This is a genomic window from Streptococcus mitis bv. 2 str. SK95 (genome assembly GCF_000222705.1).
In the GTDB taxonomy this organism is placed as follows: Bacteria; Bacillota; Bacilli; order Lactobacillales; family Streptococcaceae; genus Streptococcus; species Streptococcus mitis_AY.
The window spans coordinates 1-12,177 of sequence record NZ_AFUB01000002.1; the positions used below are offsets into that span (position 1 = coordinate 1).

A 12,177-nucleotide genomic window follows, 5' to 3' on the forward strand; every position below is an offset into this window, starting at 1 on the left:
ATCGGGATTTGACGAGTAAGTTTAGTTCTTCCAATTGACATTTTCTTTTAGTAATAAGTCTTTTGATGACATTAAGAATACAGATAATGTTCTCTTGTTCTTCGATACGTAACAATTCTAATTTTAGATCAAGTAATATATTTTTATTTAAATGGGGAATTGTTGCGCCTGTTGAATGATACCGTAAATACTGCGATTTACTTTCCAAAAAAACTCCCAAATAATCTGATATAATCTTGTCTTTGTATTGTTCATTCTTTTTTAAGACCATAATAGTGCTACCAACAGCTCCCGATAGTCCATAGCCAATTGTTCCTGCATTAGCACCATCCCAAGCTATCAGAATGTCATCTAGAAGTGCTTCAGTCATATTTAAACTTTCGGTGAATTTTAGATTATTGTCATTTCTCAAATCATCTATTTGAATATAACGTTGACTTAGAGGAGTTTGTTCATTAAGTATAGTGGCTTTCTTACCTTTTTTCAGAGTTACCACTTCCCCTAACTTCACTTTTTTCATACTTCCATCTCCCTACTTGAGTAATTCTTCTAACTCTGCCAAGCCAGCTTGAATTTCTTTTTCTAGATCATTAATTTTCTTTAAGATGACTTCTGTTGGTTCATACTCAACTTTTTCATACTCGATTTCTTTGTATTTATTGATCGATAAATCATAATCATTATCCTTTATCTCATCGACTGGAACAAAGAAAGACTGGTCCGTTCTCTTACGTTCTGCTTCGTTTTCAAGTTGATGGAAACGTTGAATAATATCTGGAATATCATTGTCACTGATCGGTTGTCGTTTATCATCCAAACTTAAACCATCTGCTTTCATATCGTAAAACCAGACCTTATCCGTTCCACCATTTCCAGTTTTTGTAAAGATGAGAATGGCGGTTGAAACTCCAGCATAAGGCTTGAAAACGCCACTTGGCATTGATATTACAGCATCCAATTTATGATTCTCAACAATTTCTTGACGAATTCCTTTATGGGCTTTAGATGAACCAAAGAGGACACCATCAGGTACAATAACTGCTGCACGCCCCCCTGGTTTCAAGGTACGCAAGAAAAGAGCAAGGAAAAGCAATTCTGTTTTTTTGGTTTTTACAGTTGCAAGGAGATCATTTGAAGTTGAATCGTAGTCAAGTGACCCTTTAAATGGAGGATTTGCTAAAACTAGAGTGTACTTATCTGCTTCTTCATTATCTTGAGATAGTGAGTCAAGATAACTAATTTGTGGATTTTCCACTCCATGCAGCATCATATTCATTGCACCAAGTCTAAGCATGGTTGTATCCGTATCATTTCCATGAAACATATTGTTATGAAAGTGGTTGATATTATCTGGATTGGTTTCCCATTCATCTTTTTTACGCTTTAAGTAGCGGCTAGCAGATACTAAGAAACCAGCAGAGCCCATAGCAGGATCTGAGACAATATCCTTGATAGTTGGTTGCATCAACTCAACCATCATATCGATGATGTGACGAGGTGTACGAAACTGTCCATTTTTACCTGCGGTTGACAATTTTGATAGCAGATATTCATAGATGTCTCCAATATCATTAATTCCCTGTGTGTCATTATCAAAATCTATATCTGACCCTCTAGTTGGAAATTCGTCTAATATAGAAATCACCTTTTGGAGAGTAGCAGGTTTATTTATTTGAAAGATGGCTTCACGCATATAACGTGAAAAAGCTGTATCGTCAGTATCACCCTTAAGATTCTTAATAAATGGAAAAATCTCCTGTGTCATTAAACGATAAACTTCCTGAGCATCTCCTATATTTTTAAAGGTTGACCAACGGTATTCAGGTTTATCTTTTGGAAAAATTCCCTCATAAGAAATCCCTAGAAACTCAGCATCGCTTTCGCGTCCAAGCTCAACACTATCCAAATCCTTCATAAACAGAAGATAAGTTAATTGTTCAATATTTGTTAGAGGATTTGCATTTCCTTCAGTCCACAACATTTCCCACAGCTGATCAATTTTATTTTTTAATTCGCCTGTAATCATACTAGTCTCTTTTCTTTGGTTTTAAAGTTATGAATATCACTATTTTAACAGATTTTCAATCAAGCTTCAATTATGTTTCTCGCTATAAAAATTTCTTTCAAAAATAAAAAAGCAAACACAAAATATGGTTCACTTTTTTAAACTTTTCTACTCTCCATCCTTCCAGTTCCGAGCAATTTCTTCGTCTTTCTGGAGTTGGTCTACGAGCTCGTCGATGGAGTCAAATTTGACCATATCACGGACACGGTCCAACCAGTAGACCATGACTGTTTCTCCGTAAATATCGTCTGAAAAGTCGAAGATATTAACCTCAAAGCGTGGTTCTTCGCCATCAAAGGTGACATTTTTGCCAACGCTCGCCATGCCACGATATCTTTGACGTTGCACCTCGACATCGACTACGTAAACACCGTCTGCCGGCATGTAAGTTCGATCTCTTAGGACTAGATTGGCTGTTGGATAACCGATAGTACGTCCACGAGCATTTCCGTGAACGACCATTCCACGTGATGGTAGAGGAGTTCCAAGTAGATGATTGACTTCCTTGACATCTCCATCAAGAATGGCTTGGCGAATCCGTGTAGAACTAATCTTGCCCTTTTCGTCCTCGACTGGAGGAACAATGATAATCTCTCCATCAAAATAATCCTTCAAGTCATCTGCGGTTTTCTTATCAGAACCAAAGGTATAGTCAAATCCTGCTACGATAATCGCTGGTTTTAAAGCCTTGATATAAGTATCAAAGAATTCTTGACCCGTTAAACTAGCAAATTTGCTACTAAAGTCAAGTAAGAAAAGAGCCTCTACTCCGTGCCACTTCATCTTGTGCTCCCGTTCCTCGTGGTTTACAATATGAAGCATGAGCTCAGGTTGGTAAGGTTGTAAGGCAAGTTTTGGCGACTCTGTAAAGGTCATCACGACAACTGGCAGATAATCCTTCATAGAAGCCTTACTGGCCACTTCAAAAAGTTTCTGGTGCCCCTTGTGGATGCCATCAAAATAACCTAGTACAAGGACTGTATTACCTGGTACTGCAATATCTTTTTCGTTCTTAATAGGTACTGTTGTAATCATGAAACTATTATATCATAGAGCAAGTCTTTTCGCTAAGAGGAAATCCCAAATGTCGTTTTTTGCACCTGAACTGACCTTAAGAGAAAATTTAGCACTTTAGTTTTAAAAAATAGCACCTCCTAAGAGATGCTATCATTTGGTAACTAGTCTACTGTTTCTTCCAAATCTTTTAATTTAACCGAAACAATCTTAGAAACACCTGATTCTTGCATGGTAACTCCATAGATAGAGTCCGCTGCCGCCATCGTCCCCTTACGGTGTGTTACGACGATAAACTGACTATCCTTGTCAAAGCGGTTGAGGTAATCCCCAAAACGTTTGACATTGGCTTCGTCCAGCGCCGCCTCTACCTCGTCCAAGATGACGAAAGGAATGGTCTTAACTCGGATGATTGAGAAGAGCAGAGCCAGAGCTGATAGGGCTTTTTCCCCACCACTCATGAGGTTGAGAGATTGGATTTTCTTACCTGGTGGTTGGACAGAAATCTCAACCCCAGCTGTCAGCAGGTCTCCTTCAGTCAAAATCAAGTCTGCCTGACCACCGCCAAACATCTGTCTAAAGGTCACTTTAAAGGATTCACGAATAGCCTCAAAGGTTGATTTAAAGCGTTCCTTAACCTCATCATTCATCTCTGTGATGGTCTCAAGAAGCAGATTTTTCGCTGACAAAATATCATCACGCTGGCTATTGAGGAAATCCAGACGGCTGTGAACTTCTTCGTACTGTTCAATAGCTTCTAAATTGACAGGTCCCAGTGAGCGAATAGCCTTCTCTAAATCCTTAACCTCTTGCTCAGCCAGATCGAGATTTTCCAGTTCATGAGCCTTTTCTAGCGCCTCTGTGTAGCTGATCTGGTACTGGTCTGTTAATTGAGCTTGTAGATAGCGCAAGCGTTCACTGACCTTTTCTTTCTTAGCTTCAGCACGTGTTTGTTTGCGAATCCACTCCTCGTTCTGCTGGCGAGCTTGATCCAAATGACTGGCAATATCATCCAGTTGACCCTCGATATCATCCAACTCAAACTGCTTGCGAATCAGACCTTGTTGGAGGTTTGTTTTCTGAGTTTTGGCCTCTTCCACCTGCTGGCTTAGCAAATCCGTATCCACTTTCTCAAGATTATCAACCTTTTCTTGAAGGAGGCGCTGGATTTCCTCTTGCTCGATATCCAGATTATCCAGTTCCTTGCCTAAGCGTTCAATATCAGTCACTTCGTACCGCTTTTGTCCTTGCAGTTCGGACTTAAGCAAGCGCGCTTGAGAAATCTGTTCCTGCAAGTTTTGATAACGTTCTTGAATAGCGTTTTTGTTAGACTTAATCTCTTCAATCTCAGTTTCCAGATTTTGCTTTTCACTGGCAATGGTAGCAAGTCGCTCTTGGCATTTTTCCTTGTCCGCTTGCCAATCTCCTTCAGTAAGGCGATTTAATTCCTCTTCTTGAAGTTTCCAAAGAGTTTCCAGTTCTTCGACCTGCTGATTGGTTTGTTGACAGGCGAGGTACAAACCTTGTTCCTGAATACGAGCTTGCTCACCCTGAGACTTGATAGCTTCTAATCTTTCTGCCAATACTGCCATCTCATCTTGCAAGGTCTTCAAAGTCGCTTCTTCTGAACGTAGACTAGCTTCTTCCTCAGCAATTTCTTTTTGTAATTGCTCCAGCTCTGGCTTGATGAAAATACTGTTGTTTTGACGATTGGCACCACCCGCGTAGGAACCACCTGTGCGCAATTCGGTACCATCAAGCGTCACCATACGAACCTGGTAACGAACTTGACGAGCTGCCGTACGCGCATGTTCTACGGTATCAAAGATAGCCGTCGTAGCGAGCAAGTTCTTGAAAATATCTTCTAGTCTCTTGTCAAACGACACCAACTCATCAGCCATGCCCAGAAATCCTGGACTTGCAGCGATAGCGTCTTGATTCTGACTAGAGATTGTACGCGCCTTGATAGTCGTTAACGGAAGGAAGGTTGCACGACCAGCTCTGTTACGTTTTAGGAAATCAATAGCCTTGGTTGCCGCGTTTTCATCTTCTACGATGATATGCTGACTGCTGGCTCCAAGCGCAATTTCTAGGGCGGTTTGATAATGAACATCAAAGGTCAGATGCTCACTAACTGCACCAATAATCCCACCCAGGCGGTCTTTCTCTTGGAGAACACTCTTAACACCCGCGTAAAAATTACTATGATTTCTTAGAATGTTTTCTAAGCTTTGAGCTCTAGCCTGCTTGTTTTTGAGACTATCCAGACGATCAAAGAGTTGGCTCTGCTGAGCTTGGTAAGAAACTTTCTGCTCCTCTTGCTCCTTAGCACTAGCTTGGTAGTCAGCCAATAATTTCTGAACCTGCTCCTTGGCAGTTTCAAGCTCAGCCTTTTGCTGACTTGCTTTCTCTTTAGCTGTAGCCAATTGTTCTTTCAGTTTATCAAGTTGATCTGCTTGTTTTTGAGATAACTGACGGCTGTTCTCTAGTTCATTCTCGATGCGGGTCAGTTGGTTTGAGACATCCGCTTCTTCTTGTAAAAGAGCGACAAAGCGTTCGCGTAAGAGCTCGATCATCTGGTCAGGATCATCTGAAAAAGCTAGCAATTCTGCTTCTAAACGATTGAGTTCCTTGTTATTTTCAACCAAACTTTCCTCTAACTGCGCCAGGTTTGCTTCTTTTTCAGCCTTCTCTGTACTTAGAATCTTTCTCTTATCTTCCAAAGCAGTCAAACGTGCTTGTGCTTCTTGTTGATTGAGAGCTACTTGCTCGGATTCCAGTTTTGATAGGGCTAATTTTCGCTCTAAGTCACTGATCAAACTAGTCAAATCCATCAAGCTCCCTTGATCCTTGGCCATTTCAGCTTGGAGATCCTGACGTTTCTTTTTAAGACTTTGATTTTCCTCCTCTAACTCTTCACGTTTTTGGTAATAGCTAGTCAAGAGTTCCTGAACTTGCGTTAGCTCTTCTTCTGTCAGCTCTAGTTCAGTCTTGTTTTCCTTGATTTGGGCAACCAGTACATCCAAATAAATGGCCTTACGTTGACCATCCAAGTCGAGAAACTTGCGAGCATTCTCGGCTTGTTTTGCAAGAGGCTTGATTTGATTGTCCAACTCATAGATAATGTCCTCTAGACGGTCTAGGTTGTCCTGAGTTTGTTGCAGTTTGCTCTCTGTCTCTTTTCTACGAGTCTTGTATTTCAAAACTCCAGCTGCTTCTTCAAAAATAGCACGGCGTTCTTCGGGCTTGGAGTTAAAAATCTCCTCTACCTTCCCTTGAGAGATGATGGAGAAGGAATCCCGTCCCAAACCGGTATCCAAGAAAAGGTCATGTATATCACGCAAACGGACTTTCTTGCCATCAATTCGATACTCGCTATCCCCACTACGATAGATATGGCGTTCTACCTTAATGACTTGCCCCGCATCCTTGATAAAACCATCTTCATTATCCAAGGTTACGACAACAGAAGCATAATTGAGCGGCTTACGACTTTCAGTCCCAGCAAAAATAACATCGGGCATCTTGCCACCACGAAGGCTCTTAACACTGGACTCTCCCAAGGCCCATCGCAGACTTTCTGTGATATTTGATTTTCCAGAACCATTGGGCCCAACGACAGCTGTCACGCCTTGGTCAAAGACGACCTTGGTCTTGTCAGCAAAGGACTTGAATCCCTGGATCTCAATTTCCTTTAAATACATGAATCCAGCCCTTTCTCAACGGCATTTTTTGCAGCCTCTTGCTCTGCTAACTTCTTAGAACGGCCTTGGCCCTTTCCGATGCTCTTGCCCTCAACCAGAACTTCTACATCAAAAACCTTATCATGAGCAGGTCCTATCTCAGAGATAACCTGGTAGCGAATATCCACATCCCCATTGACTTGGAGCAACTCTTGCAAGTGTGTCTTGTAATCCTTAATCATTTCAAAATCACCTGCTTCAACCTTGGGTATCATGACCTGATAGATAAACTCTTTTACCTTAGCAACATCCTTGTCTAAAAGCAACGCTCCCAGAAAGGCTTCAAAAGCATCGCCAAGAATGGTGTCACGATTGCGCCCACCAGACTTTTCTTCTCCTTTACCTAGCTTGATAAACTGATCAAACTGGCAATCACGCGCAAAACCAGCCAAACTCTCCTCACGGACAATCATAGCACGGAGTTTGGACAAATCACCCTCTGGTTTCTTAGGATATTTTTTATACAGATATTCTGAAATCAATAATTGCAGAACAGCGTCTCCTAAAAATTCCAAGCGCTCATTGTGTGAAATTTTTAAGAGGCGGTGCTCATTGGCATAACTCGTATGAGTAAAGGCCGTTTCTAGTAAGTTTTTGTCTGCAAATTCGATTGCAAAACGCTTCTTCAGTACAGTTTGTAATTCTTTCATACTGACCTCTTTCTAATAATTACGATCCTTTCTATTATAACAAAAAAAGTACCTCTGAGTCACTTTAAAACGGGACTAGGGGGAGTGGGATAGTTTTTGAAAAAATTTTCCAATTTTGGAGGCAATATAAAGAAAAAAGCCTTATTTAAAGGCTTTTTTAGGATGTTTACATCCACCCTGAGGGAATCGAACCCCCATCTTAAGAACCGGAATCTTACGTGATATCCATTACACTAAGGGTGGAAACTTGTCTTATTATAACAGAAATTTGCTCTAATAACAAGTTTTTTATGGATGGACTAAGCGTCTATTAGTGGGATGCATCACCATTCCAGATAGAGTTTTTCACGATCACATAATCAACGTGCTTGAGATCAGCAACCTTGCGTCCACCTGCGTAGGAAATGGCACTTTGCAGATCCTGCTCCATCTCAGTAAGGGTGTCTTGCAAATGCCCTTTGGCAGGAAGTAAGATACGTTTGCCTTCCACGTTTTTGTAAGCTCCTTTTTGGTATTGAGAAGCTGAACCATAGTATTCTTTGAACTGTTCCCCATCGACTTCAATCGTCTTTCCTGGGCTTTCGATATGTCCTGCAAATAGGGAACCAATCATGACCATGCTAGCACCGAAACGGATAGACTTAGCAATATCACCATGAGTACGAATCCCTCCATCAGCAATAATCGGTTTGCGAGCAGCCTTAGCACACCAGCGTAGTGCAGCCAACTGCCAACCGCCTGTACCAAAACCTGTCTTGACCTTGGTGATACAAACCTTACCAGGACCGATTCCAACCTTAGTAGCATCGGCACCAGCATTTTCCAATTCACGCACAGCTTCTGGTGTCCCTACATTCCCAGCAATGACAAAAGTGTCTGGTAATTCTTTCTTGATGTGCTGAATCATAGAAATCACACTATCTGCATGGCCATGAGCAATGTCAATAGTGATATATTCAGGAGCATCAGCCTTGAGTTGGCTAACAAAGTCATACTCGTAATCCTTAACACCGACAGAAATGGAAGCAATGAGTCCTTGATCGTGCATACGTTTGATAAAAGGAATGCGTCCCGCTTCATCAAAACGGTGCATAATGTAGAAGTAACCGCCTTTAGCAAGTTGCTCTGCTACGTTCTCATCCAAAATTGTCTGCATATTTGCTGGCACAACAGGTAGTTTAAAAGTGTGTTTTCCAAACGTAATACTTGTATCCGCTTCTGCACGGCTTTTAATGACACATTTATTAGGGATCAACTGAATATCTTCGTAATCAAAAATTGGAAATTCATTTAACATATCGATGTCTCGTTTCTTTTGTAATGACCTACCTATGCCTTCGCATCACTACGCCTTTTCCGACGTTTCCTTGATTTATTATAAATCAAAGTACAGTTTTTGTCAAATATTTGCAACAATCACATCATATCGTTCGGAAATTACTTATATAAATAGCAAAAAAGTGAAGAGATTACTTTCTCCCCACTTCTTCATCAATAATCGCTTTAAAATTTTCTTCTGAATTTTTCATCATTTCACAAAATGCACTATAGGATGAGGCATTCTGAGGGATTCGAATAGACCACTTCTTAAGCAAGACTCCGTACCCCGCTACTTCTCCTATCTCACTATTTACTGACTGCTCCATACTAGGAAAAATCAATCCAGCTTTCCAAGTTTTCCCAGCTTCTAAAATATAAGAATAGGAAATCAACTGAAACAAGTCCTCGCGATTGATCCCTTTTTCAGTAAACTCCAGTTTTTTATATTTTGCATCTAAAACAATCTTTCGTTCTCTATTATAAAAATCTGGATACACTATTCGCCTACGATCAGAAAATACCGAAATTCCATCCGTCTTATCTTTATTTCGTGGATGGATGAAACCTTTTGGCAACAAGGTATGAACATACTCTTCCCAAAGCCAGGCAACATCAAAGAGAATGCCATGTACCCTTTGGGCTTGAAGTCCAAGACCATGCTTTTCTCTACTCAGAATCATCAAGCAGAGTTCCTGTAATTTTCTATACTCTCTGAAATAGGCGTGTCGGATGGGTTTGATTTTATTCATTCTGATAATCTTAGCACGATCAGCTAGTTTATAAGATGAGGTTACACGAGTAATTTCTGTCATATTTTCACGATTACTATCGAGCAGAACTCCGAAACTTTTCTGATTCTTTATGTACTCAATCGTATGCCGAATCAACTGCATGAGTGGATTATCATAGGTGAACTCTCTTGTTGTATAGGCAATATTTCCCATAAAAGGGAGATTTTTTTTCAGATGATTTCCAGCATCTAGTACACCCTTCACATGACTATCGTTATGGAAAAATCGCTGGTATTCCTTATAAAGACCTTTTCTGAGAGCAGCTTGCAGATACTCGGGAAAGAGGTAAACCAAGAGTTGATAGAGTTTATCTTCAGGAGATAGACCGACATCCAAACTAGTCAGATTAATATTGAGAACCTTTTGTAAGAGATAATGCAAAAAATGGTCGTTACTTTCATCAGAAAAACGAGAGGAAATCGTTAATCTTTCTTGACCATATCCCAGAAAACCAATCACATTTCCTGTCTTGATTTCCTGATTAACTGTTTCCAAAATCTTTTGGTCCTTTTCTAAGTCAGGAGAATTCATCAAATCATTCGGGAAAATAAAGATACGGTCCTCTAGAGAAAGGCTATCTAGTGTTCTATCAAGAAGTGCTTGACTTAGGTTGGGATATTCTGCGACAAAGTCTTCTCTAGCAATTTTATGCTGATTATCAGTTATCCGCATCATTATCACCAGTCTCTTGCTGATTTGTTTGCTCGTTATTTGTCAGATCAAATGCTTTTTTCAATGTATCCAGAGTTTCAGTCTCTTCATAAGAACCTCGTAAGTAATCTTCCAAAAGCGGTTTGAGGTAATCAGACCAAAGTAATTCATAATCATAATCCAACTCTTTTAAATTACGGAAATAACTTGGTCCGATATGATAATGACTGTTTAACTCCTGAACGTTTTCAATAGCAGCGTTCAAGTTTCTTAAACGTTTTTTCGCTTCTTCCTCATGTCCATCTAGTTCGTTATCTAGAATGTATAACTGGCTTTCAGCAGTAACTTCAACAAAACGGAAACGACGACGCATAGCAAAATCAAAGGTATCTACTGAACGGTCAATATCATTCATGGTTCCGATAATGTAAACATTTTCGGGGATATAAAATTTTTCATCACTTTCGTGTAGATTGGCATATTGAGTAGATACACTTCCCTTTTCACCACGATAGTCTTTATCAATTGAGAAAAAGAGTTCTCCAAAAATCTTAGAAATCTCCCCACGGTTTATTTCATCGATGATGAAGACGAATTTCTTATCTGTGTCAATCTCTGTTGGAGAAATATAATCTTTCAGACCAAATCTTTTCTTTAAAGTTTCAAGAACTTTTTTCCCCTCACTCTTATAATACTTTTGTTCGTCATAATTCGGATCTTTATAAAGTTCGTATACATAATTTCTAGATAAACTCCATCCTGATGTTCCCTTATCATAATTAACGGATAGGTTTTGTTTACTATTTACTGACAGGTAAGAACCCTTTGTTAAATACTCTTTTTCATCCGAATTATTTATATAGGCTAGATAAGAATCCCAAGCTTCCTCAAAATTATCTTGTCCTCCAGTTTTCTGAGTTTCTTTCGCCTTCTGGCAAAACTGCTTAAAAATACCATCTTGTAATTTAAACTCAATAGCTCCATCCCCATTTGATACCGGTCTCAAACCCTCTACAAAATCTGTATAATCATAGGAAGGGTGAAATTGTACAAAGCCGATTTGATCTTCGTTGCCATCCGTTAATTCTTTGGCAATTTCTTTAGCAAGATAAGTTTTTCCTGTACCAGGAGCACCTCGGAGGATGAGGTTTTTTGATGAAAGTAAAGTTCGACTCAATGGATGTTGAAAATTAATTTGTGCATTCATTTGTTTCTCCTCTTGCTTATTATTATTGTCTATAAAATCTTTTGAATACTCAAATAAAATACTACCCAACATTGAAGATTCTAGTTCAGGATATGTTTTAGAAAACAGTTTACAAATCTCATGATTCTGACGATAGGATCCTCCTTGATTAAGTTGGGGAATCAACCTATTCCAAAATTCATTCTGACTATTCATATTTACCCCTAAAAAAGAATGATTCTCAGAATAAATACAAAGTAATTTTGTCACCACCGCAGAACGACCAATAAATTCATTCGTAGACTTTTTTATATCAAAGATCGGATTATCAAATTTGAGATGAATACCTTCTTTAATAATTTCGTACAAATCTGTTTTTAATTTAGTAAATCGATGATCCAACTCTGAAAGAGGAATGACTTTATTAGCTTGATCTTTATAACTCTTTGTTTTTTCATTCCAATAAATACCAAATTTTGAAGAACCTCCGCCTCCAATTCCCATAAATAAAGATTTGTATTTCCCCCTCTCAAGACCGTAGCAAAAAGAATTACTTTTAGCGCCTTTCCCAATGACATATTCATCGATAGACATGGTTAAAATTCTATCAAGTGGCCATTCTTTAAGAAATTCTTCACGTAATTTTTCATTGTGAATACTATATTTAAATGCATCTTCTCTTAATCTTATTTTATTTTCTTGGTACCAAGCATAAAAATCTTCCAAGCCAAGCTTTCTTTTATCCATCAATCTTACT

8 protein-coding genes and 1 tRNA gene are annotated in these 12,177 nt (G+C 39.3%); all 9 read right to left on the reverse strand.

What is annotated here, in order from left to right; genetic code table 11:
* Nucleotides 1-520, reverse strand: a 520-nt coding sequence (locus tag HMPREF9965_RS02940; protein ID WP_000756192.1) for a restriction endonuclease subunit S, incomplete at its 3' end; no start/stop codon positions are given.
* 12 nt (nucleotides 521-532) lie between these two features.
* A complete protein-coding gene (locus tag HMPREF9965_RS02945) occupies nucleotides 533-2,026 on the reverse strand; it encodes a type I restriction-modification system subunit M (RefSeq protein WP_000627757.1) in 1,494 nt (497 codons plus the stop codon).
* A gap of 147 nt (nucleotides 2,027-2,173) precedes the next feature.
* Nucleotides 2,174-3,100, reverse strand: a complete 927-nt coding sequence (locus HMPREF9965_RS02950) for a bifunctional riboflavin kinase/FAD synthetase (RefSeq protein WP_000633650.1) — start codon at nucleotides 3,098-3,100, stop codon at nucleotides 2,174-2,176.
* A gap of 143 nt (nucleotides 3,101-3,243) precedes the next feature.
* Entirely contained in the window at nucleotides 3,244-6,783 is a 3,540-nt protein-coding gene (smc, locus tag HMPREF9965_RS02955) for a chromosome segregation protein SMC (RefSeq protein WP_000280905.1), read from the reverse strand.
* Nucleotides 6,774-7,472: a ribonuclease III gene (gene rnc, locus HMPREF9965_RS02960; RefSeq protein WP_000661470.1), complete on the reverse strand. Its 699-nt coding sequence runs from the start codon at nucleotides 7,470-7,472 to the stop codon at nucleotides 6,774-6,776. Before rnc ends, smc begins: the two co-directional genes overlap by 10 nt.
* A gap of 171 nt (nucleotides 7,473-7,643) precedes the next feature.
* Nucleotides 7,644-7,715 (reverse strand) — tRNA-Arg (locus HMPREF9965_RS02965).
* A gap of 67 nt (nucleotides 7,716-7,782) precedes the next feature.
* Nucleotides 7,783-8,769, reverse strand: coding sequence for a GMP reductase (locus HMPREF9965_RS02970; RefSeq protein ID WP_000931139.1), 987 nt, complete (start codon nucleotides 8,767-8,769; stop codon nucleotides 7,783-7,785).
* Between the two features lie 172 nt (nucleotides 8,770-8,941).
* Nucleotides 8,942-10,255, reverse strand: a complete 1,314-nt coding sequence (locus tag HMPREF9965_RS02975; protein ID WP_004242915.1) for an McrC family protein — start codon at nucleotides 10,253-10,255, stop codon at nucleotides 8,942-8,944.
* Nucleotides 10,242-12,167: an McrB family protein gene (locus HMPREF9965_RS02980; protein ID WP_000361304.1), complete on the reverse strand. Its 1,926-nt coding sequence runs from the start codon at nucleotides 12,165-12,167 to the stop codon at nucleotides 10,242-10,244. The genes HMPREF9965_RS02975 and HMPREF9965_RS02980 overlap by 14 nt, the downstream gene beginning before the upstream one ends.
* Between the last annotated feature and the right edge of the window lie 10 nt (nucleotides 12,168-12,177).

Excerpts from the sequence above, each read along its gene's own strand:
- HMPREF9965_RS02945 (WP_000627757.1), bottom strand. The coding sequence starts at position 2,026 with ATGATTACAGGCGAATTAAAAAATAAAATTGATCAGCTGTGGGAAATG.
- HMPREF9965_RS02950 (WP_000633650.1), bottom strand. The coding sequence starts at position 3,100 with ATGATTACAACAGTACCTATTAAGAACGAAAAAGATATTGCAGTACCA.
- smc (WP_000280905.1), bottom strand. The coding sequence starts at position 6,783 with ATGTATTTAAAGGAAATTGAGATCCAGGGATTCAAGTCCTTTGCTGAC.
- rnc (WP_000661470.1), bottom strand. The coding sequence starts at position 7,472 with ATGAAAGAATTACAAACTGTACTGAAGAAGCGTTTTGCAATCGAATTT.
- HMPREF9965_RS02970 (WP_000931139.1), bottom strand. The coding sequence starts at position 8,769 with ATGTTAAATGAATTTCCAATTTTTGATTACGAAGATATTCAGTTGATC.
- HMPREF9965_RS02975 (WP_004242915.1), bottom strand. The coding sequence starts at position 10,255 with ATGCGGATAACTGATAATCAGCATAAAATTGCTAGAGAAGACTTTGTC.
- HMPREF9965_RS02980 (WP_000361304.1), bottom strand. The coding sequence starts at position 12,167 with ATGGATAAAAGAAAGCTTGGCTTGGAAGATTTTTATGCTTGGTACCAA.